This is a genomic window from Acidocella sp. MX-AZ02, assembly GCF_000306035.1.
Taxonomy (GTDB): Bacteria; Pseudomonadota; Alphaproteobacteria; order Acetobacterales; family Acetobacteraceae; genus Acidocella; species Acidocella facilis.
The window spans coordinates 295,293-316,776 of the sequence record NZ_JH976209.1; the positions used below are offsets into that span (position 1 = coordinate 295,293).

The following is a 21,484-nucleotide window of genomic DNA, read 5'->3' on the forward strand; positions in this document are numbered from 1 at the left end:
CACCCCCAAAAACTTTTGCAAATGTTCCTAAACCCAGCCCGCCTGCCGGTACCAGGCGGCCGTTTGCGCAAAGCCCTCCGCCAGCCCGATGCGCGGCGCATAGATCTCACGTGGCAATAGCTCCTGTGCGGGCACCGACCAGTCCGGATGCAATATCTCCCTTGCCTTGCCCAGTGTGAAGATCGGTGGCGCGCCGCGCAGCCATCCGGCAGCGCCGGAGAGCGCCCCCGCCGCCAGCACCAAAGACGCCGGCAATTTCACCAGACGCGGCGCCCCACCCATCGCCGCCCCGGCCTGCATCGCGACAAAGCGCAGCGTGTAGCCCTGCGCCTGGGCATCCGCCAGCGCGAAGCAGCCCGGGCGAAACCCAGCCCCGGCCAGCGCCGTGATCGCCCCGGCCGCGTCATCGGCATGGATCACCGCCACCTTGCTATCGCCAAGCACCGGCGCGATACGCCCTTTTGCCGCCTTGAACATCGCCAGGCTCTCACGATCCCACGGCCCATAGATCGCCGGCGGCCGGACGATGGCAAGCTGGTCCGGCGCCTGCGCATAAGCCGCCCGCGCCGCCTCTTCCGCCGCGCGCTTGCTGAACGCATAAGGTGAAAGCCCCGGCTCGCGCGCCGCCAGCGAGGAGATGAAAATAAACCGTGCCCCCGCCGCGTGCAGCCGCGCCGCCCGCGCCAGCGCCGCAGTGCCATCCCGGTTGCCGCGCAGAAATTCGGCCCGGCTGCGCGCCTTGATCAGCCCGGCGCCATGCACCACCACATCCGCGCCGCGCACCAAGGCCGCCAGCGCCGCCTCATCCTCCAGCGCGCCGCGCACGGTCTCGAAGGTCAGCCCCTCCAGGGCAGGATGTTCCACCGGCCGCCGGCTCAACAGCCGCAGCCGGAAGCCGGCGCGGGACAGGGCAGGGGCCAGATGCAGACCCAGAAACCCCGTCCCGCCGGTCAGCGCCAGAAGCGGTGCCTCAGTTACCACGGGTCTGATAGAGCACTGGCCAGTCCGCCGTGGCGCCGCCACACGCATCCTGGAAAGTCAGGCTGGCCAGCACGAAGCGGCGCCCGTCCCAGATCCAGCTCGCCGCCGTGCCGCAATCGCCGATGCCCCGGCCTTTCGCGAACATCGCCAACAGGCCCCGCGCCGGATCGAACTCCGGGCTGGTCAGGTCGGTATCGTCGCTGTCACCGGGGAGGGGCAAGGGCAGATGTAAGGCGGTGACGCTGCCATCCCCTCGCCCCACGATGAAGCCCAACATGCTGCCCTGATACGCGCCCATGATGCAGGGCAGCAGCACCAGCGCCTTATCGTCACTCAGCGCGTGCGCCTCCGGGGGCATGGCCTGGGCGGCATCCGCCTCGCACTCATCCGCCTGCAGCGCCGCTGCCTTGCCGTTGGCCAGGGCGATCAGCTTTGCGGCCTCGCCGGGCGCCAGCGTCGCGGTGATCTTGCGTGCCGGCAGCAGCGGCAAGGCGGGCGGGGCCGGCACGTCGCTGGCCGGCTTGGCGCCTTGGTTGAGCAGCGCGGTGACGGTGCCGACACGTCCCTGAATGGCATCTATTTTCAGCATCGCCGCCGAAAACCCGTCCAGTGGCACCGCCGTCTCACCCGGAAGCTCAATCTCATGCCCGTTGCGCACCGCCTGCACGAAGGCACGGATGGCGGTAGCATCATCGGTGCTCAGCGTGGTGACGCCGTCCTGCGTGACGCTGCGCCAGCCTGCACCCAGCTTCAGCGGGCCGCCATCCAGACTCAGATCGTTCAGCCCCAGCGTGGTGGTGGAAATAATGTCCAGCTCGGCCGTGCCATCCGCCCCGCCGGCGCGGGTGAAGTCGATGGTCGCCTGCTGGTCCGTGCCGTCGCTGTTCAGCCCCTTGGCCTCACAGTTCAGCCCGTTATCGCAGGCGATGATCCAGCTTTTATATTCATGGTAGAACGGCGCCGCCCCGCCCGCCCAGGCGAATCCCGGCAGCAGCCAGGCCAGCAGAGCGAGCCGGCGCATCGCGGCTCTACTCCGCGGCGGTGGCGGTGGCGCGCAGCTGGAAGGCGCCGTCCAGATACATCGCCCGCGCCCGCGAGCGGCTGAGCTTGCCGGACGAGGTCTGCGGCAGGCTGTGCGGCGGCACCAGCACCACCCGGGTTTCCAGCCCCTGGCGGCCGCGGAAGAAGCGGGTGAGATCCTCCACCAGCGCCTGGCGGGCCGCATCCTCCGTGGCGCGACATTGCACGAGGACGATCACCTCCTCATCCTCGCCATGATCCACCGAGAACACCGCGACATCGCCGCTGCGCAAGCTGGCGATCTCCGCCTCGGCCGCCCATTCCAGGTCCTGCGGCCAGACATTGCGGCCATTGACGATGACCAGATCCTTGGCCCGCCCGGTGATCACGATCTGCCCGCCGGTGAGATAGCCGAGATCCCCGGTATCCAGCCAGCCCTCGGCGGAGAGCACGCGCGCGGTCTCCTCCGGGGCGCCGAAATAGCCCAGCATCAGGCTCGGCCCGCGCACATAGATGCGCCCGACCTCACGCTCGGCTAGCAAGCCGCCATCCTCGCCGCGCACCTGGACCTCATGTTCGGGCAGCATTTGCCCGCAGACGACGAAATGCCGGGTGCGCGCACTATTCTCATTCGCCGGCACGGCGCGGTGTTCCTGCTCCAGCACCAGCTGGTCCACCGCATCCTCGCGCGCGCCCTGGCCATCCGGGCTGAAGCTCAGCGCCAGCGTCGCCTCGGCCATGCCGTAGCAGGGGATGAAGGCGGTGGGGGCGAAGCCATGCGCGTCAAAGCGTGCCGCGAAGCGGGTCAGCACCGCCGGGCGGATCATGTCCCCGCCAATCCCGGCACGCCGCCAGGAGGAGAGATCGAGATCCGCGGTCGAGGCGGTCTGGGCGCGCCTGGCGCAGAGCTCATAGCCGAAAGAGGGGCTGAAGGAGATGCTGCCCTTGTTGCGGGTGATCAGCTGCAGCCAGAGCAGCGGCCGGCGGGCGAATTCGCGGGTGGGCAGAATATCGACCGAAAGCTGGCAGGCCATCGGCATCAGCAGGAAGCCGACCAGCCCCATATCATGGTAATAAGGCAGCCAGCTGGTGCAGCGATCATCCTCATTCACCTGCAGCCCGTATTTGGCCATGTAATGCGCATTGGCCATGAATGCCGCCTGCGTCACCGCCACGCCGAGCGGAAAGCGGGTGGAGCCGGAGGAGAATTGCAGATAGGCCAGGGCCTCGGGGGCGGGCAGGCGCTCCTGCGGCACCATCGGCGCGTCGGCGAGATCCGCGATCAGCCCGGCGCATTTCAGCCCCAGCCCGTCAACGGCCTCGGCCAGCCAGTCGGAGAGCACGGCGGGGCCGAACACGGCATGCGCGTCGGCCGCCTGGATCATCCGGCGCAGGAAGGAAATATAGCCTTCCTTGCCACCAAACGCCGCGGGCAAGGGCAGTGGGGCGGGCACCAGCCCGGCATATTGGCAGGCGAAGAAGGCGCGGGCGAAATCCCCATCGCTCTCGGCCAGCAGCCCGACGCGATCCCCCGGCTGCAAACCCGCACCCAGCAGCTTGCGGGCCAGCTCCAACGCCTGCATACGCAAGCGGGCATAAGGCAGGGATTCGGTGAGGACACCTTTGCCGGAATAGAAATTCAGCCCGGTTGGGCCCAACGCGGCATAGTCCAGAGCCTCGGCCAAAGTGCCGAAATCGGCGATACGCTTGGGCTGCCCGGGATGGTGAGTCGGGGTCGGCTCAGTCATATTGCCTGGAATTTACCGTTGGTGCCATCGCTTGGCGCTAACAGACTCACAAGGGAATGGCAATGGCTTTGGCGTCTGGCACGGTTGACAGAGCGCCCCGCCGCCGCCTAGCCAGCCTTGGCTAACCGCTTCATTTTGTTTGCTGGATTACCAAATCTCCATGTCCATCCCCGCGATTGCGCGATTCTGCTGGATCGGTCCGAAGCTGGCCTGGGCGCACGGCCTGGCGCTGCTCTCCGCCGCCGCGCACGGGGGGATGGAGGGCGTCTGCCTGCATCATACCGATGATCTGGCGCCCGGCCCGGTGCTCGAGGCCCTGCAGGCGGCCGGCATCCAGCTGGTGCGCGAGGATGCGCCAGGCCGCCTCGCCCGCGTCGAGGCGGCGCTGGGCCTCGCCCCCGGCCTGACCCGGCTCTATGCCCGCCTGAGCAGCCCGGTGCAGCGCGCGGACATGCTGCGCGCCGCCATCCTGTTCGAGGAGGGCGGGGTCTATCTGGATGTCGATACCCTCACCGTGGCGCCGCTCACGCCTTTGCTGAATGTCCCGCAGTTTCTCGGCGCGGAGCGGATCGTCTGGCCGGAATGGGTGCGCGCCTCGCGTTCACCGCGACTCTGGGCCAAGCATCTGGGGCTGGATGTGCTGCGCAAAACCTTGCGCCTGCTGCCCGGCGGCTGGCGGTTCTTCCGGCTGGTGGAAGGCTGGTACGCGCCGGCGGTGAATAACGCGGTGATGGGGGCCACGCCCGGCGCGCCCTTCTTCGCCGCCGTGCTGCGCGCCATGGCGGCGCTACCGGGCGATGTCGCGCCCGGTGCTTACGCGTTGGGGCCGGATCTCTACCAATCCCTGCTGGAAGCCGCCCCGGTGCCGGACCTGACCATTCATGCACCGGCGGTTTTCTACCCCCTCCCGCCGGAAATCTCGGAACATTGGTTCCGCCCCACGCGCCACGCCCAGGCCGCGCTGGCCCGCGTGCTCAGCCCGCAAACCAGGGTCGCGCATTGGTATGGCTCGGTCCGCACCAGGCCCTATGTCGCTGAAATCAGCCCGGATTATATCCGCGCCCACCGCACCACCCAGCTTTTCAGCGCCCTGGCGGACCGGCTTCTGCCCGCCCTCGCCCCACAAGATTGAGCCCGTCCAGGCGTCTTACGCGCTTGTCATACTTGCGACACATGACGGAAACAGCTACGAGACTGACTTACTTACCGCGCAGAGTTCGGACTCATCCCGCAAGTGCCTGCAGTCCGTCCAGGGTTTTCCGCAAGAGGCGGGAGGCCCGGTGCCAATCCCCGGCAGGGCTGCGAGTGGCAGGAGGCCTTTGGTTACAAGGTTGAGAGACGAGCGCGTACCCGGTTCTGTTTACAGTCCCCGCCAGCTTTGCTGGCGCGGCCGGCGTGCGTCCTGGCGTCTGGTCAAGCTGGCGGCATCCTGCCCGTCGGCGGAATTTAGCGAGAGACGAGGTTGATTATGGCGAAGAACGGCGGCATCCGCATCGCGATCGCTGGCATCGGCAATTGTGCCAGCTCCCTGATCCAGGGCATCTATTACTACACGCCCGAGCGCTGCGCCGAAGGCGTGGTCGGCCTCATGCACACCGAGATCGGCGGCTATCAGCCCAACGATATCCGCGTGGTCGCGGCGTTCGATGTCGATGCCCGCAAGGTCGGTCAGGATGTCGCCACCGCGATCTTCGCCAAGCCGAATTGCACCAAGGTGTTCGAGCCGAACATTCCCGCCACCGGCACCATCGTGAAGATGGGCCAGGTGCTGGACGGCATCTCCGAACACATGGCCGATTACGACGAGGACCGCACCTTTGTGCGTTCCGACGCGAAAGAGCTGAGCAAGGACGAGATCGTCGCCGAGCTGAAGGCCACCAAGGCCGACGTGCTGCTGAACTACATGCCGGTGGGCTCTGAAGCTGCCGCGCGCTTCTATGCCGATTGCGCCCTGGAAGCCGGCTGCGCCTTCGTCAACAACATGCCGGTCTTCATCGCCAGCGATCAGGCCTATGCGGACAAGTTCGAGGCCGCCAACCTGCCGATCATCGGTGACGACATCAAATCCCAGGTCGGCGCCACCATCACCCACCGCGTGCTGACGGATCTGTTCGCCAAGCGCGGTGTGAAGCTGATCAATACCTATCAGCTCAACACCGGCGGCAATACCGACTTCCTGAACATGAAGAACCAGCAGCGCCTGGTCTCCAAGAAGAAATCCAAGACCGAAGCCGTGCAGGCCGTGGCCAAGGAGCGGATGCAGAAAGAGCACATCCATATCGGCCCGTCCGACTATGTGCCCTGGCAGAACGACAACAAGATCGCCTTCATCCGCATGGAAGGGCTGCAGTTCGGCGACGTGCCGATGGATCTGGAACTGCGCCTCTCGGTGCAGGACAGCCCGAACTCCGCCGGTGTCGTCATCGACATGGTGCGCTGCTGCAAGCTGGCGCTGGAAGCCGGTGTCGGCGGCGTGCTGGCCGGCCCCTCCGCCTATTTCTGCAAGCACCCGCCGGTGCAGTACACTGACGACATCGCGCATGAGATGACCGAAGAGTTCATCCGCACCTGCCGTCCGCTGCTGGCCGTCACCGCCGCCGAATGAAGGCGCTGATCGTCGCCGCCGGCCAGGGCACGCGGCTGCGCGAAAAGGGGGAGCTGAAACCGCTCATCCCGATTCGCGGCGTGCCGCTGATCGAGCGCGTCATCAGCAATGGGCGCGAAGCCGGGATCGAGGAGTTTCTCGTCGTCACCGGCTATCGTTCCGAGGAATTGCAGGCGCGGCTGGGGGAATTCTCCCGCCGCTCCGGCATCCATATCACACGCATCCATAACCGCGCCTGGGACCGCGCCAACGGCGTCTCCGTGCTCGCGGCCAAGCAATATCTGGATGAGCCGTTCCTGCTCACCATGTGCGACCATCTCGTCGACCCACAGATTTTGCGCCGGCTGATCGAGGCCAAGGCCGAGCCGGATACGGTCACTTTGGGCGTGGATTTCAATATCGAAAACCCGCTGAACGACCCGGAAGACGTCACCCGCGTCAAATCCGAGGGCGATGTGCTCAAGCATATCGGCAAGGTGATCCGCGACTTTAACTGCTTCGATACCGGCGTGTTCCGCTGCAACCCGGTGATGTTCGACGCGCTGGAAGAATCCCAGACCCGCGGCGATGACAGCATTTCCGGGGCGATGAACGTGCTGGCCGGCTGGGGCAAGGCGCGGGTGCTGGATATCGGCGACCGGCTCTGGGTGGATGTCGATGATCCGATCGCCTTCGGCAAGGCCGAGGCGCTGCTGGATGAAGGCCGGCTGTAAGAAGGTCCAGATATCGTGAGCGATGCCACCAGTGCCGGCGCGGCCGATCCGATCCGGCGCACCTATGAGATCGAGGACCCGACCAACCTCTATCTGATCCACCCGATCTCCGCCGCCCTGGTGCCGCTTTTCGCGAAATGGGGGATTTCGCCCAATATTGTTTCGCTGCTCGGCATGGGCTGCGGGATTCTGGCCGGTGTCTCCTATCATTTCTACAGCAGCACCGGCTGCGCCGTGCTGGGCTTCCTGCTGATGCTGGCCTGGCATGTGATGGATGGTGCCGACGGCCAGCTGGCGCGGCTGACCAAGCGTTATTCCGAGCTCGGCAAGATCCTTGACGGCATCTGCGACTATGTCACCTTCACCGCCGTCTATGTCGGGCTGGCGCTGGCGATGAGCCGGTTCATGGGCGGTTGGGCCTGGGCGCTGGTGGCCCTCTCCGGTGTCGCCCATGCGGTGCAATCGGCGTCGTATGAGATGCAGCGCCAGGATTATAATTTCTGGGGCTGGGGCCGGGCCTCGGCGGCGCTGCCGCGGCTGGATGCGAAGCCAAAAGGCATCGCCGGGCGCCTGCATCATCTCTATGCCCGGGTGCAGCTCTGGGCCTCCGGCGGGGCGGCGGAATTTCACCGCGTCTTCGCCGCCATCCTGATCTCAAAGCCCCGGCAGGAGGCGGCCTTGCGCGAAGCCTACCGCGCCCGCTTCGCCCCGGTGACCCGCCGCTGGGGCGTGCTCTGCGCCAATTACCGCACGCTGGGCCTGTTCCTTGCCGCGCTGGTGAAGCTGCCGGTGCTGTATTTCGTCTTCGAGATCATCGGTTTCAGCGCCATCCTGATCGTGCTGCTGGAGGCGCAGAAGGTGCAGTACCAGGCTTTCCTGGAGCAGATCGGCCAGCGGAGCGGGTCAGGCGCAGCCTGAAAGCTTGACCACCCGGCGCGACGAGGCCGGGTATTTCGCCAGCATCCGCGCCGGGCGGATCGGCCGTTCCACCAGATTGCCGCTGCAATTCGGGCAGAGCCCGCCCAGATCCTCGGCGCAGGCCGCGCAGAATGTGCATTCGAAGCTGCAGATGCGCGCGGTCTCACTCTCTGGCGGCAGATCGATATCGCAGCATTCGCAGTTCGGCCTAAGGTCGAGCATGGGGGCGTCCCGTTTTCGTTATACAACCATAATGATGTATCGAAACGGATCAGGCAAGCCAGGATTGCGTGCCGGTCAAGCCCCGGCGTTCAGCCGCCCCGCCCCAGCCGGCTATGGCTGCGCTCCAGCAGCCAGCCCCCCACTCCCAGCAGCACGAGCGAGGGGGCGAGGGCCGCGATCGCCGGATGCACCGCCAGCAACAGCCCGAGATAGCCGGTAATCTGCTGCACCAGCAGATAGACCATGCCCAGCAGCGCCCCGATGACGATCTGCCGCCCCGCCCCGCCGGCCCGCTGCGGCCCGAATACGAAGGGGGCGGCGATCAGCGCCATGCCGAACAGCGAGAGCGGCACCGCCACCATGCTCCAGAAGGTCTGCTGATAGCGCAATGCCTGCTGATGCTGCGCCTGCAATTGCCGCAGATAGGCGTAGAGCGCCAAAGGCGGCATCGTCTCCGGCGGGATCGCCAGCAATTGCAGCTGCCTTGTGGAAAGAAAGGGCTTCCAGCTCAGGCTCTGCGCCGGTGCGCTCTCCACCTGGCCATGGGTGATGACCTCATGATGCACCCCGCTCAGCGCCCAGCTGCCATCGGGTTGCGGGGTGGCGTCATCGGCCTGCACCACATCCCGCAGCGTGCCGTCCGGCGCCAGCGTGTAGATGGAGACGCCGTGCAGCGTGTGCCCATCGGCGAAGCTCTGCACATTCAGGAACACCCCGTCTTTCTGTGCCCAGAAGCCGCCATTCACCATCCCGGGCAGGGCATCGCCCAAGGCCGCCGCCTGGGCGCGCTGGGCGGCCTGCTGCGCCGGCGGGATGACGAATTGCGCCAGCAGGAACAGCGCCAGGATGATCGGCAGGCAGAGCTTGGCCACGGCGCCGACAATCCTGGCCTGCGACACGCCGAAGCTGCGAAACGCCGTGAGTTCGGAGGATTTCGCCAGGCTGCCCAATCCCAGCAGGCTGGCCAGCAGCATCGAAACCGGGGCCAGCTGCAGCAGCCGGTCCGGGGCGGTGAGCGCCGTATAGCTCAGAGCGTCGGCCAGCGTGTAATGCCCCTGCCCGACCAGCCCCAGCTGCTCGACGAAGCCGAGCAGGCTGAACAGCGCCGTGAGCCCGATGATGAACAGCAGAAAAGCGCGGCCGACCACCCAGCCGACATAACGGTCAAGCTGCATCGTGGCTGGTGGCGGCGTGCCAGTTGGTGTTGGCGGGGTGGGGGTGGCGCGGCGTCTCGCCCGGCCGGTGCAAAAGCCGGCGCAACGCTGGCCCGTACCAGATCAGCGCGATGAACAGCCCGAGCAGGCATGGCGCCCACCACAGCCCCGGAAACGCGCCGACATCGCCATGCTGCACCCAGGTGCGGGCGATGGTGCAGAGCAGGTAATAGGCGGAATAGGCCAGAATCGCCGGGCCGAACTTGGCATAGCGATTCTGCCTTGGCTTGCCCCGGCTCAAAATCGCCCCCAGCAGCGCCAGCAGCAAGGTGGAAATGCCGGTGGAGAGCCGCCATTGCCGCTCCGCCACGTCGCCGGGGGTGGAGGAGGTGAACAGCTTCGCACTGCTCGCCGCCACCGGGCTGTAGCCGGGCTTGCCGGGCAGCGCGCCATCCGGGTCGATATTCAGCCCTTGCGCGTCCAGCACCTGGTCATTCGCTGGGGTGCCGGGGTCGAGCTGATAGATATGCGCATCCGAGAGATGCACGATGCGCCGTCCGTCATCGCCCATCGTCGCGGGGGTGGCGTTGGCGGCGGTGATGATCTCCAGATGCCCGTTCTGTTCACGCGCCACGAACAGGTTCCGCGCGGCGGCGTGCGGCCCGGCGCGGTTGCCCAGAAATACCACCTGGTCGCCCTTGGCGCTGGCATAGAAGGTGCCGGCCTCCATCGCATTCACATTCAGCGTCACCGCAGCCCGCCGGGTGATCTCGTGCGAGGTGGCATAGGCCCAGGGCCGGGCGAAGAGCGAGAGCCCGGCCACGCCCAGCCCCAGCGTCAGCGCCAGGCGCATCACCGGGCGCAAAAGCTGGCGCGGCCCCAGCCCCAGGGCCAGCATGGCAGTGATCTCACCATCCGATTGCAGCCGCCCGAACCCGGCCACCACGGCGATGAACAGCGAAATCGGGATCAGCACTTCGAGCGAGATCAGCAATTTCAGCCCGGTCAGCGCGGCGATGGCGCGCACCGGCAGCAGCCCGTTCACGGCATCGGAGAGAATGTTCGCCAGGCTGTAGCCGGCGAACAGCAAGGCCAGAATCCCCAGCACCACGGCAAAGGGGCGGATGATCTCACCGGTTAAATAGCGATCCGTCTTCAAAGCGCTCGACCAACTCTCTCAAGGCAGCAGGGGGCCCGGCGCGTGATGCCGCCCGAAAGGCCCGTGACAAGGCGGTGCCCGCTCTTTAATAGAGGGGCTGGTAAGAAGTATAGTTTTTCCTGCACGTTTGTCATGGGCCGCCTGTGCGGCCCTGCCGTGCGGGCAATGGCAGAGGAGCCGCGCGCAGCGATATGTCTGATCAGGCCAACGAGATCCGCGAAATCATTTTCGACACATTGCGCGCCGCCCTGCCGCAGGACCGCCCGCTCTCCGACAATACCCATATCATCGAGGATCTGGGGCTCGATTCCGTCGCGGTGATGGATTTCGTCATGGAGATCGAGGACAAGCTCGACATTTCCGTGCCGCTGGACAAGATCGCTGAGGTGGAGACGCTGGGCGATCTCATCGCCACCGTGCAGCGCCTGAAACAGGCCGCCTGATCCGCCATGGCCGTGCTGGATAAATACGCCGCTCTGGCGCAGCAATATGCTGGGCTGGAAGCGGCGGGCGCCAACCCGTTCAACGTGCCGTTCGAGCGCGTGCTCTCCCCCACCGCCGCCATCATCGGCGGGCGCGAGACGCTGCTGCTCGGCACCAATAATTATCTCGGCCTGACCTACGACCCGGCGGTGGTCGCCGCGGCCAACGCGGCGACCCAGGCGGCCGGCACCGGCACCACCGGCTCGCGCATCGCCAATGGCAGCTATGGCAGCCATCAGCAGCTGGAAGCGGCGCTGGCGGATTTCTATGGCCGCAAGCAGGGCATGGTGTTCTCCACCGGCTACCAGGCCAATCTCGGCATCATCTCGGCTTTGGCCGGCAAGGGCGACCATCTGCTGCTGGACGCGGATTCCCACGCCTCCATCTATGACGGCTCGCGCCTCGGCTACGCCCAGGTGACGCGCTTTCGCCATAACAGCCCGGACGACCTCGCCAACCGGCTGCGCCGCCTGGCCGATGAGCCGGGCGAGAAGGTGATCATCGTCGAGGGCATTTACTCGATGCTCGGCGACACCGCGCCTTTGGCCGAATTCGCCGCGGTGAAGCGCGAATATGGCGGCTGCCTGGTGGTGGACGAGGCGCATTCGCTCGGCGTGCTGGGCGCCACCGGCCGGGGCCTCGCCGAACAGGCCGGGGTTGAGGCGGATGTGGATTTCATCGTCGGCACCTTCTCCAAGAGCCTCGGCGGTGTCGGCGGCTTCGCGGTGACGGACATGCCCGGGGCTGAAATCCTGCGCGTGGTCTCGCGGCCTTATATGTTCACCGCCTCGCTCCCCCCCGGCGTGATCGCCGCCACGGAAGCGGCCTTGCACCAGCTGCGCGCCCGCCCGGAGTTGCGCCAGCGCCTGAACGAAAACGCCCTGCGGCTCTATCGCGGTCTGGCCGGGCTGGGCTTTGAGCTGGGGCCGGAACCCAGCCCCGTGGTCTCCGCCATCATGCCCTCGCCGGAAGCCGCCTTCGGCTTCTGGGCGGCGCTGCTCAAGGCCGGGCTCTACACCAATGTCAGCCTGCCGCCGGCCACGCCCAAGGGCCTGGCTTTGCTGCGCTCCAGCGTGAGTGCCGCGCACAGCCCTGAACAGATCGACCAGGCCATCGGCTTGTTCGCGCAGGTGGGCGAAAGGCTGGGGCTGCTCGGCGCGCCTGCTTTCGCCGCTGCCAAGTAACCCGCGCCGGGGGAGGCCGCATGCGCCAGGTTGCGATCTTCCGGCATAATCTGTTCCGCCTCTCGGAGCCTTTCATCACCCAGCAGGCGGGGCGGTTTCGCCGCTACCGCCCGCTTTATCTGGGACGGTTGCGCTACGGCCCGCCGCCGCCGGGCGCCGAGGCGATGGCGCTGGAAGATCTGGCGCCGAAGCTGCGCTTCCTGCCGGCGGCCTGGCATCTGCTCTCCGCCAGCCCGCACCCTTATCTCTACCGGCTGGAGGGCCAGCGACCGGACCTCATCCACGCGCATTTCGGCGTCGAGGGTGTCTATGCCCTGCCGCTCGCCGCCCGGCTTGGCGTGCCTTTGGTCACCACGTTCCACGGCTTTGATGCCACGCTGAACCAGCTCGGCCTGCTCGCCAACCCGGCCTGGGCCCGCTACGCGCTGCGCCGGGGCAGGCTCGCCCGCCAGGGCAGCCTGTTCCTCGCCGCCTCCCACTTCCTGCGCGAAAAGCTCCTGGCCATGGATTTTCCGCCGGAGCGGGTGCGGGTGCATTATATCGGCGTCGACTCCTCCGCCATCGCCCCGCGCCTGGCCGCGCAGGAGGAGCCGATCATCCTGCATGTCGCCCGGCTGGAAGAGGTGAAGGGCACGCAATTCCTCATCCGCGCCTTCGCGTCCATCGCCCCGCAGCACCCGGCCGCGCGGCTGGTGCTCATCGGCGACGGCAAATTGCGCAAGAGCCTGGAAAAGCTCGCCCAGGACACCGGCTTTGCCGATCGCATCGACTTCCTCGGCGGCATGGGGCACGCGCAGGTGCTGGGCTGGATGCGCCGCGCCGCCATGCTGGTGCTGCCCAGCATCAAAACCGAATCCGGCCGCGAGGAAGGGCTCGGCATGGTGATGCTGGAAGCCGCCGCCTGCGGCGTGCCCGGCATCGGCGCGCGCGTCGGCGGCATTCCCGAGGGCATCGCCGAGGGCGAAACCGGCTTTCTCGTCCCCCCGCAGGACCCCGAGGCGCTGGCGATGGCGATGGCCACCCTGCTCGCCAACCCGGTGCTGCGGCTGCGCATGGGCGATGCGGCGCGCAGGCGCATCGAGCGCCAGTTCGACATTCGCCGCCAGAGCGCGGCCCTGGAAGATATCTATGACGAGCTGCTGGCCTGATGCGCCGCGTCGTCGTCGCCGCCCATCCTGACGATGAAATCCTCTGGATGAGTTCGGCCCTGCGCGCGGCCGACAAGGTCGTGCTCTGCTATGGCGCGCCCTACGGCAAGCCGGAGAAAGCCGCCGCCCGCGCCCGCGCCGTGGCCGCGCTGGGCCTGCCCAACCTGGTCAATCTCGCCATCCCGGAAAGCGGCACAAGGCTGCTGGTGAACTGGGACGATGCTGAAATGACGCCGACCGGCATGGCGATCAACGATGCAGCCGGTCAGGCGCGCTATGATGCGAATTTCGCCACGCTGCGGGAGCGCCTGCGCCCGCTGCTCACGGGCGTTGACGAGGTCTTCACCCATAATCCCTGGGGTGAATATGGCCATCCGGAACATATCCAGCTCTATCGCGTGGCCGAGACGCTGCAGAAAGAGCTTGGCTTCACCATCGTCTTTTCAAACTATGTCGCCCCGCTGAGCTGGTTGCTCGCCCGCCGCCTCGGCGCCGCGCCGCTGTTCGCGGAAAAGCGCCGGGCGGTGCCGGATATGCGCCTGGCAAGGCGCCTGCGCGGCATCTATCTGCGCCACCGCGTCTGGACCTGGTCAGTCTTCCACGCCTGGCCGGCGACGGAGACGCTTTACGCGCAACCGCCGGGGGAGCGGGAATGCTGGCAGAGCCTGGAGGGTGAGGCGCTGGTGGATGTGACGCGGCTGCGTTGGTGGAAGCGGGTGGGGGTGGCGAGGGTGTAAGGGACGGGTATCGAGCCAGCAGCGACATTGGGCTGTGCAGCCCGATGCCCGGTTTGGGCCGAGAGCGGTCCGACTGCTATGGAGCGCAACATGAAAGAACCGGACATTGTCCGACCGGAAGATGCCTATTGTTACGGCGAACTCGTGGCTGTTATGACCTGAAGCATCTCTGTAACCGATGCACCATTCGCATCGATGACGCGCAGGTGGTAGAAGCCTGGTCCGGCGGGCGCGAAGTGGGCGCTGCGCAGGGCTGGAATAGAATTTAGCGGCACGCCGTCAATTAGAAATGTGAGAGGCCGCACGCCACCAATAACGCGCAGCCTGATCGGCCCGATATCCGCCAGGACCGCATGCGGCGGCGGGTAGGCGATGGTGAGCGGTGTGTCTTGTTGCACTGCCTTCAGGCTGAGGGGCTTGGCAGAGGGCAGAACCTGGCGCGGATCGATCTGCAAAAGCCCAAAAGTTGAGGCCAGAATTGGTACCGCGCGGCCGATTGCGGCGGCGCCGGGGAGCGCGCCTCCATCTGGCCGGCCAACCCAGACGATAACGACATGGCGCCGGTCGAAGCCGATAGCCCAGTCGTCGCGATTGCCCGCGCTCGTTCCGGTTTTCCAGGCAATACCATCTGCCAGATAGCTTGGCAGCGGCCGGGTGAGGATATTAGCGACCTCCTCGGTAATGTCTGCGCTCAATAGCCGCACGCAGGGTTGCTTCTGGCCGTGGATGAAGTGCAGGGGTTCGACACAGCCGTCTGTTGCCAGACCGGCATAAAGCGCGCCGAGTTGACGCATGGTAAGGCCGTCACCACCCAGAATAACGGGCAGGCTGGGTTCGGCCCCGTAAGGCAATGCCAATGGCACCCCAACGGCGTTCAGCGCGGACCAGAAGCGCGCCGCGCCGTAGCGGTTGAGCAAGGCTACAGCCGGAAGATTGAGCGAACGGCGCAGCGCCGTGGCAGTGCTCACCGTGCCCATGAAGCTATGCGTGAAATCCTCCGGTCCATAGGCCGAGAAATCATGCGGCAGATCGTACAGCAAGGTGCGCGGCCCGGCATAGCCCTCGGCAAAGGCGAGGCCGTAGAGAAACGGTTTCAGCGCCGAACCTGGCGAGCGAATGGCCTGGGACAGATCGATGAACCCCGCGCGGGTGGGGTTGCCGGGATCGCCAAGGTAGGCGGCGCGAATAGCGCGTGTCTTGGCGTTGATGATAAGAATGGCAACGGACTCGGCCGGGCGCATGGTGGTGAGGGCAGTGCCGGCGAGACGTGCGAGCGCCGCGTTTAGTGCCGGGTTCAGCGTTGTGCGCGTGTTCGTGGCAAGGCCTATTGTAAGCTGGGGCGTCTGGCGCGGCAGTATTTGCCAATGGCGGGGGATGGGTTCTGCTTCAGCCCGGGCGGCGGTAGCGGCGTCGATTACGCCGTCGCGCGCGGCCTGTGTAAGGATGTGGTCACGCGCACGCTGGGCGGCTTGCGGGTGCAAATCCGGCCGCAATGCCTCGGGCCGGCGGCAAAGGGCAATCAGCAATGCCGCCTGCGCGGGGTCCAGGCTGCGTGGAGAAACACCAAACCAAAGCCGCGAGGCTGCTTCGACCCCGGTAATATTGCCGCCAAACGGCGCCAGAGAGAGCCACATGCCAAGAATTTGGCGCTTGGAATAATGTTCGCTCAGAGCGATGGCCTGCAGTGATTCGCGCAGCTTCACCCCCAAGGTGCGCGGCGCCGGATGCAACAGGCGGACCACCTCCATAGTGAGCGTTGAGGCGCCGGACACCACATGGCCGGTAGCCACGAATTGCGCTGTGGCACGCAGGATCGCCACGGGATCGACCCCAGGATTGTACCAGAAGCGTTTATCCTCGATGTGGACAAGCATGCGGAGCATCAGCGGATTGACCGCCGCGGCCGGGGTGGCGAATTTCCATTCCCCCGTTGCGTCCGGGTAATAGGCGATGGGCGCGCCGCCTTCCCCCGTAATAATGCGCCCTTGTTCCCGCAGCCGCGCAAGGCTGGGCGGGAACAGATACGCCACCAGAGCGATGAGCAGAGCGCCCGCCGCCAGAATGAGCGGCGCGCGCCAGGCAAGCGCCCTAAGGTGTTTTGGCTTTAGGCGCATTGCTGGGTTGGGCGGGCGGTGTGGTCGGGGCGCCGGGCGGGAGCACGGTCACCTCGCTCGCCGCCGTTGTGCCGCGTTCGTCAGGATGGGTGAGATCGGCCAGCACCGCGCCAGGCAGGATGAAATGCCCTTGTGTCACGGCGCGGAGTTCGACGGCGGTGACAAACTCCTGTGTATATCCGTTATCGGAACAGTCGATATCGGAACAGGGCGGGTAGAGCGTGAAGGCCGCCATGTAACGGTCATCAGCCGCCGCCTTGGCATCGGGCGAGGTCAGGTCCGGCAGCCAGGATAGTTGTGTCTGGCCGCTGGAAATATCGCCGGCAAGCTCCCAGCCGGCGGGCAGCCCCGCGGTAAGAACGGCGTGGTGCGGTGTGCTATCGGTGGCCCGCCCGCTAATGACCATGATGAACACCGTGTTCTGGTCCAGACGCGATACGTCGAGCGGCGTACCGTCTGTGGTGTAGAAGGCAATTTGCAGGCTCATACCATTCGACGTGGCCTTGGCTGGCGCCGCCGGGATGCCGGTGGTTGCTATAACAACAGGCAAAGCGGCTTTCCCGTTATTGGTGATCGTGACGCTTTTGCCGATGTTCTGAACAATGGCTTGGCTACTTGTTGCCGCTTTGCCGTCGATTGAGACCGAGAGCGTTTCTGGCTTACCCCCAAAATCCGCCGCGGCAAGCCCCGCCACGGCGAGTTCCTGGCTGTTCAGGCTATCGGGCGAAAGGCCCTTGCCCGGCAAATTGGCCGCAAGGCTGGGCCAATCCTGCTGCAGCAATCCCGTTTCGCGGGTGATGGCGGGCACGGCCCAGGCATCGCGCAGCGGTGTTCCGTAGCCGTCATTCCAGTCCTGGCCACGCCACCAGAAATAACCGCCCCTGTTATGGATGTTCAGCGCCGCTTGGAGAGCCTGCATGGCCCTGTCAGGCTCGCCAATCATTGCCAGGGCGGCACCGAGCTGCGCGCGGGCGAGCGGATGCGTTACGTCACCGATATTTTCGTCCATGACTCGTATGGCCCCGGCCGGAGCCTGCCCGTCCAGCGCCAGAACATAGGCCGCATAAATCTGCGCTTGCCCGGGCTGCGGATCATTATGAACTTCCTGGCGCAGCCAGGACAGCGCGGCCTTTAGCGGCGGGTCGGGAATATCAGCGCCAGCCTTGCGCGCGCGGAGCAGGAAATCCGTCGCATAGGCGGTCAGCCAGGGCTGCGCTGAATCCTGCGAAGACCAGAGGCCAAAGGCGCCATCGTAACGCTGGTCGTCGAGCACGTCTTCGACCGCTTGTGCCAAGCGCCCCTGCGGGTCTGGCCCGGCAACCGCGCCGGAGAGCGCGGTAAGGGGCAGCCCGCGGCTTACGCTCTCGTCCAGGAAGGGCAGGTTGCGCTGTTGTAGTGCCTGCAGGAAACCCGCGGGGTCGAAGGGGAGATGGTTCCCGAGTGTCATGACGGATTTGGCCGAACCAGGCACGAAGGGGCTAAGGTCAGGCGTCAGGGCCGCCTTCTGCCCTGGCGCAACCTCGGCACTCGTAAGCTGGGTGACGGCCGGGCGGACCAGATGCACCGAAATATCGCGCAGGCGCTCCTGCGTGTAGGCATCCGGGCCGGTTACATCGAGGCTGATATGCCCGGTGCCGATGGCATTGGCGGTAACATCCGTGTACACCACCTGGCGTGCGCCGCGCGCAAGCTCGACGGGGAAAACTTTCCCGCCGCTGACAGCACCTTTCGCCGCGACTGTGACGGTAAAATGGCCTGATGGCAGATCAAGGTCTTGCAGCATCACGCCGACATTTGCGGTGTCGCCGGGTGAGAGAAAGCGCGGCAGCAGCAAATTGGCGATGAGCTTGTGGCGGGAGATGATATCAGTCGCGGCCGAGCCCACGGCATCATCCTTCCAGGCCACGGCCATCAACCTGATCTTGCCGTTGAAGTCCGGCAGATGCATCACGAAGCGTGCCACACCATCCGGCCCGGCCTGGACGGGGCCAGCGAAAAGCGAGACGATTTTTTGTGGAATTGGTGGATTGGCCGGGCCGAAATCGCCGCCGCCGCCAACATGCAAAACCGCTTGCAGCCCCTGCGGCTGCCTGAGCAGCGCGCCGTAATCATCCCGTATATCGACACCGAGCAATCGCTTGCCGAAGAAATGGCCCAGCGGGTCGGGCGACTGGAAACCGGTCAGGGACAAAATTCCCTCATCCACCGCATCCAACGTAACATAAGCCCCGGGAGTAGTCTTAACCTCGAACGTCACATCACGGCCGGGCCGGTAGAGTGTCTGCACGTTAAAGGCGACGGGAAGTTCGTGCGTGCCTGGATTCAGGCCGAGCCAGACCAGCCCGATTGCGCGGTCGGGCGGTGTGGTGGCCGCAGCCGGACGATAGAGCTGCACGATTGCATACGCGCCAGCGCCCCAGGAGGCGGAAACCGGCACTTTGACATCGGCACCGCCTTTGGGAATTTCGAAATCGCGCGTGCTGATTACATGGTCATTGGCGAGCACGAGCACCGCCTTGCCCGCAAAGGGGGCGCTGATATGCAGTTGCGCCACATCGCCGTCATTATACGTTTTTTTATCACGGGTGACGGTCAGCCTGGTTGGCACATCTGGCTGGCTCGAGGTGATCCAGCCGGAATAGAAAACCGTCGAGCTCGCGGCATAACCGCCTGAATGCTGGATCAGTCGTAGCCGGTAGCGCCCGTTCGGCAGCGCGGGCAACACTAGATGGTAGGGCTTGCCGGGGGTGATGGTGATTGTTTCGTTCAGCACCTTGTGGTTGACATAATTATAGCGCCAGCTTGCGACTGAATCATTCCAGATGACGCCCCATTCATAATCCTGCCGGACCAAGGAGAGGTCGGCTTGCATCGGCACGGGTTTGCCGTCTGGCGCGACGGCGGCAATGTCGAAAACCGGCTTGGTGCCGCTATCGACCGCACCGCCGCTGAACCCAGGGCGGATGCCAATCAGCGGCGCCGCCGGCGTGATTTTCAGTGTCTGCTCTTTGGTTACGGCCCGGCCTGAAGGATCGTTGATTGTCACCTTGACCGCCGCCTGCAGCGCATGGGTTGCGTCTGGTAGCTGTGTTAGATCAATGGGGATCGATGCCGCGCCGGTTGCATCGGTTTCCGGCAGGTCCGGCTGCAGCATCGGCACGTTGACGATCTCATGGCGAAGGCCGAACGTGTATCCCTCATAGGCGGGAAACGGCGACGGATCGGCATTTACCCGCACGCTTGCCGTGCCGGTGAGGCCCGCCCCCGGCGCGCCGTAAAGAAATTCGACCGATATAGGCAGATTATCTATTTTTCCGGGCGCGAGAGGGCCGTGTGACGCGAAGCTGATCGCCAGCTTTGCGGGTACGAAGGCCGCAACCGTGAAGCTGCGCTGTGCGACTACAGGGCCGTTTTCGCCCTCCTGGAGGGAGATGCGCCAGTCGCCCGCTTGCGCTCCGGCAGGAAGGTGAATTTGTGTGACAAGGGACGAATCATCCGTCCACTTTGTCACCTCATCAATGAAGACCTGGCCGCCGGGACGATAGACGATCAGGCGTAAGGGTATGCCGAGCGGCTTCATGGCCGGATCGCGCAACAGAGCGCCGAGATTGACGGTTTCGCCGGGCCGGTAAATGCCGCGGTCGAGCCAGAGGTAGGGATCAACTGGCTGAGGCTGGGCCTGGCCGGAAACACCACGATCTGTCAGGTCGAATGGGGCGGCATTCAGGTCGGTGAGGGTGAAATCTCCATCTGGGTCAGTGATATGCAGCGCCACGGGGGCCTGCGCCTGCGCGCCATTCATCAGCGGCGCCGCAAAATGGGCGATGCCGTTCGAATCCGTAACCGCCGTATCGAGGACCGCATTATCCGAGGCGATGAGCGCGACTTTGGCGCCAGCGATCATCGAGGCATCGGTAAACCGACGGAGTTGCACGGTCAGCCCGTTCCGGCCCCACCAGCTTGTTGGCGCAATATTCGTGCGCAGCACTAATTGTTGCAGATTCAGAGAGCCATCATCGTTGGGGGTACCATCATCCGGTGCGAGCGAGACGGCGTAAAGTCCAGGCTTTGTCATCACCGTTGAAAGCGGCAGGGTGGCATGCACCAAGCGGTTCTGCTCAAAACCCGGTACAGCGGCGCTGCCCGTGAAGATGATCGGCGCGGTATTGCCATTGAGGCCGGGATTATAGGCGCCAGGATTGAGTAGCGGGTGATTCGATAGGAAATTGAGCAGACTGCGTTCGGAAACGCGCGCGATTTTTATTTTTACCTTCGAGATGTTGACGCCGGAAAATCCTATCGCGGGCGGATTATTCGCGGGGATGATAAAATGGTTTGGATCGGCGAACAGCGCGGGTTGGCGGTTAGCGAGTGTGACCTTGATGCTGCGTTGCTCTTTCAACGCAGTACCGGCAATTCCCGGTAAGCCAGGATGCAGGATAACCGTGGTTGTTGCCCCTGGTGTCAGTCCAGAAAGACAAAGCTGGCCGTTCGTCTCCGTAACAGCAAGATCTTCTATGGCAGGCTGCGTGGTGACATAGTCGCCCGGGTGCGCCATGCCCTGTGGAAGGTCGACGGTGAAGGAAATGCAGGCGCGGGCGGGGAAGGATTGCGGGTAGCTATCCACTTTACGGACTGCAAACCCGTACGCCGTCATCGCCTGGTCCAGCGTGGCACGGAGCGGGGCCTCCCGCGGATATGCCGATACCATTGCGCCAAGTAGGCGGATTTCCGCGCCGTGATTGCCCTGCTGGCCAAGCGCCTGGCGCATGAGGTTCAGCGCCCGCCAGCTTGCCGCTGCCGGGTTGTGGTCATGGCCGGCATTTTGCAGGCCAAGATAAGCGGCCTGCAACGCTTCCGCGGCCGGGCCGGCACCGTTGAGATCGGCCTCGGCAAGATCGAGCCAAGGTTCTGGGCTTTGGTTTGCATAGAGGTTGAGCCGGTTCTGGCTGGCTTGGCGCAAGCCTTGCCAATCCTGGGCCTTGCGGGCAGCCTGCATTGCCGCGTCATCCGTGGCAATTTCGCCTTGGAGCGAGGCGCTCCAGCCCGTGTTGCTGGCAAAGCCAAAAGCCAGTTGCTGAGCGTCGGCGCCAAGGCCGGGGAGAATTTTATCGATATCCTCAATGATCGGCGTTACCGGCAATGGTGGCGCGGATGCCACATTACCGGACGAAGCTGTGGCATTTTGAGCCACGGCGGATGGGGCGACCAGACCAACAGACAGGAGGACGAGGCCAAGAAGCACATTGCGGGCATAAGGATGCATGGTCTGCTCTAACTCCTGTCCAACCTAGCGCT

The 21,484-nt window shown here is 65.2% G+C and carries 16 protein-coding genes; 8 read left to right on the forward strand and 8 right to left on the reverse strand.

The features are described 5' to 3' along the window. Positions 1-27: 27 nt before the first annotated feature. Genes MXAZACID_RS13620 through MXAZACID_RS13630 form a run of 3 tightly spaced genes read right to left on the reverse strand, consistent with a single transcriptional unit; the run spans position 28 to position 3,749 of the window. Complete coding sequence (locus tag MXAZACID_RS13620) at positions 28-981, reverse strand: NAD(P)-dependent oxidoreductase (RefSeq protein WP_008495019.1); 954 nt, start codon at positions 979-981, stop codon at positions 28-30. Beyond that, positions 971-2,002 carry a DUF1176 domain-containing protein gene (locus MXAZACID_RS13625; protein WP_008495020.1) on the reverse strand — a complete coding sequence of 344 codons (1,032 nt, stop codon included), beginning with the start codon at positions 2,000-2,002 and terminating at the stop codon, positions 971-973. Before MXAZACID_RS13625 ends, MXAZACID_RS13620 begins: the two co-directional genes overlap by 11 nt. Positions 2,003-2,009: 7 nt before the next feature. Then, entirely contained in the window at positions 2,010-3,749 is a 1,740-nt protein-coding gene (locus MXAZACID_RS13630; RefSeq protein ID WP_008495021.1) for a fatty acyl-AMP ligase, read from the reverse strand. Positions 3,750-3,909: 160 nt separating this feature from the next. On the opposite strand from MXAZACID_RS13630, the gene MXAZACID_RS13635 reads away from it, so the two are divergent. The 4 genes from MXAZACID_RS13635 to MXAZACID_RS13650 all read left to right on the forward strand — a co-directional run bounded on the left by MXAZACID_RS13635 (position 3,910) and on the right by MXAZACID_RS13650 (position 7,985). After that, entirely contained in the window at positions 3,910-4,881 is a 972-nt protein-coding gene (locus MXAZACID_RS13635) for a glycosyltransferase (protein WP_051060389.1), read from the forward strand. A 336-nt stretch (positions 4,882-5,217) separates the two neighbouring features. Beyond that, positions 5,218-6,354 (forward strand): inositol-3-phosphate synthase, encoded by a 1,137-nt coding sequence (locus tag MXAZACID_RS13640; RefSeq protein ID WP_008495024.1) that lies wholly within the window; start codon positions 5,218-5,220, stop codon positions 6,352-6,354. Then, positions 6,351-7,067: an NTP transferase domain-containing protein gene (locus tag MXAZACID_RS13645; protein ID WP_008495025.1), complete on the forward strand. Its 717-nt coding sequence runs from the start codon at positions 6,351-6,353 to the stop codon at positions 7,065-7,067. Before MXAZACID_RS13640 ends, MXAZACID_RS13645 begins: the two co-directional genes overlap by 4 nt. 15 nt (positions 7,068-7,082) lie before the next feature. Beyond that, complete coding sequence (locus MXAZACID_RS13650; protein WP_008495026.1) at positions 7,083-7,985, forward strand: CDP-alcohol phosphatidyltransferase family protein; 903 nt, start codon at positions 7,083-7,085, stop codon at positions 7,983-7,985. Here MXAZACID_RS13650 and MXAZACID_RS13655 read toward each other — a convergent pair. The 3 genes from MXAZACID_RS13655 to lptF all read right to left on the reverse strand — a co-directional run bounded on the left by MXAZACID_RS13655 (position 7,971) and on the right by lptF (position 10,520). After that, positions 7,971-8,207, reverse strand: a complete 237-nt coding sequence (locus MXAZACID_RS13655; RefSeq protein WP_008495027.1) for a DUF1272 domain-containing protein — start codon at positions 8,205-8,207, stop codon at positions 7,971-7,973. The genes MXAZACID_RS13650 and MXAZACID_RS13655 overlap by 15 nt on opposite strands. Positions 8,208-8,296: 89 nt before the next feature. Next, a complete protein-coding gene (lptG, locus tag MXAZACID_RS13660) occupies positions 8,297-9,382 on the reverse strand; it encodes an LPS export ABC transporter permease LptG (RefSeq protein WP_008495028.1) in 1,086 nt (361 codons plus the stop codon). Beyond that, positions 9,372-10,520 carry an LPS export ABC transporter permease LptF gene (gene lptF / locus MXAZACID_RS13665; protein ID WP_008495029.1) on the reverse strand — a complete coding sequence of 383 codons (1,149 nt, stop codon included), beginning with the start codon at positions 10,518-10,520 and terminating at the stop codon, positions 9,372-9,374. Before lptF ends, lptG begins: the two co-directional genes overlap by 11 nt. 191 nt (positions 10,521-10,711) lie before the next feature. Between lptF and MXAZACID_RS13670 the strand changes: the two genes are divergently transcribed. From MXAZACID_RS13670 to MXAZACID_RS13685, 4 genes are read left to right on the forward strand one after another with little or no spacing between them, the layout of a single operon-like run. After that, on the forward strand, positions 10,712-10,963 hold the full coding sequence (locus MXAZACID_RS13670) for an acyl carrier protein (RefSeq protein ID WP_008495030.1): 252 nt from the start codon (positions 10,712-10,714) through the stop codon (positions 10,961-10,963). A gap of 6 nt (positions 10,964-10,969) precedes the next feature. Further along, complete coding sequence (locus tag MXAZACID_RS13675; RefSeq protein ID WP_008495031.1) at positions 10,970-12,187, forward strand: aminotransferase class I/II-fold pyridoxal phosphate-dependent enzyme; 1,218 nt, start codon at positions 10,970-10,972, stop codon at positions 12,185-12,187. A 20-nt stretch (positions 12,188-12,207) separates the two neighbouring features. Continuing rightward, the gene (locus tag MXAZACID_RS13680) at positions 12,208-13,335 is read left to right on the forward strand and encodes a glycosyltransferase (protein WP_008495032.1); all 1,128 of its coding nucleotides are present in this window, start codon (positions 12,208-12,210) and stop codon (positions 13,333-13,335) included. Beyond that, the gene (locus MXAZACID_RS13685; RefSeq protein WP_008495033.1) at positions 13,335-14,072 is read left to right on the forward strand and encodes a PIG-L family deacetylase; all 738 of its coding nucleotides are present in this window, start codon (positions 13,335-13,337) and stop codon (positions 14,070-14,072) included. The genes MXAZACID_RS13680 and MXAZACID_RS13685 overlap by 1 nt, the downstream gene beginning before the upstream one ends. Positions 14,073-14,203: 131 nt before the next feature. On the opposite strand, the gene MXAZACID_RS13690 is transcribed toward MXAZACID_RS13685, so the two are convergent. Together MXAZACID_RS13690 and MXAZACID_RS13695 are read right to left on the reverse strand one after the other, a co-directional pair. Then, positions 14,204-16,102: a transglycosylase domain-containing protein gene (locus MXAZACID_RS13690; protein WP_051060371.1), complete on the reverse strand. Its 1,899-nt coding sequence runs from the start codon at positions 16,100-16,102 to the stop codon at positions 14,204-14,206. 58 nt (positions 16,103-16,160) lie between these two features. Further along, positions 16,161-21,452 (reverse strand): alpha-2-macroglobulin, encoded by a 5,292-nt coding sequence (locus MXAZACID_RS13695; RefSeq protein ID WP_083878775.1) that lies wholly within the window; start codon positions 21,450-21,452, stop codon positions 16,161-16,163. Positions 21,453-21,484 lie beyond the last annotated feature (32 nt).

Bases quoted from the DNA above. Each gene is read 5' to 3' on its own strand.
- MXAZACID_RS13645 (WP_008495025.1), top strand. From the start codon at position 6,351: ATGAAGGCGCTGATCGTCGCCGCCGGCCAGGGCACGCGGCTGCGCGAA.
- MXAZACID_RS13695 (WP_083878775.1), bottom strand. From the start codon at position 21,452: ATGCATCCTTATGCCCGCAATGTGCTTCTTGGCCTCGTCCTCCTGTCT.
- MXAZACID_RS13625 (WP_008495020.1), bottom strand. From the start codon at position 2,002: ATGCGCCGGCTCGCTCTGCTGGCCTGGCTGCTGCCGGGATTCGCCTGG.
- MXAZACID_RS13635 (WP_051060389.1), top strand. From the start codon at position 3,910: ATGTCCATCCCCGCGATTGCGCGATTCTGCTGGATCGGTCCGAAGCTG.
- MXAZACID_RS13655 (WP_008495027.1), bottom strand. From the start codon at position 8,207: ATGCTCGACCTTAGGCCGAACTGCGAATGCTGCGATATCGATCTGCCG.
- MXAZACID_RS13680 (WP_008495032.1), top strand. From the start codon at position 12,208: ATGCGCCAGGTTGCGATCTTCCGGCATAATCTGTTCCGCCTCTCGGAG.
- MXAZACID_RS13670 (WP_008495030.1), top strand. From the start codon at position 10,712: ATGTCTGATCAGGCCAACGAGATCCGCGAAATCATTTTCGACACATTG.
- MXAZACID_RS13640 (WP_008495024.1), top strand. From the start codon at position 5,218: ATGGCGAAGAACGGCGGCATCCGCATCGCGATCGCTGGCATCGGCAAT.
- MXAZACID_RS13685 (WP_008495033.1), top strand. From the start codon at position 13,335: ATGCGCCGCGTCGTCGTCGCCGCCCATCCTGACGATGAAATCCTCTGG.
- MXAZACID_RS13630 (WP_008495021.1), bottom strand. From the start codon at position 3,749: ATGACTGAGCCGACCCCGACTCACCATCCCGGGCAGCCCAAGCGTATC.
- MXAZACID_RS13675 (WP_008495031.1), top strand. From the start codon at position 10,970: ATGGCCGTGCTGGATAAATACGCCGCTCTGGCGCAGCAATATGCTGGG.
- lptG (WP_008495028.1), bottom strand. From the start codon at position 9,382: ATGCAGCTTGACCGTTATGTCGGCTGGGTGGTCGGCCGCGCTTTTCTG.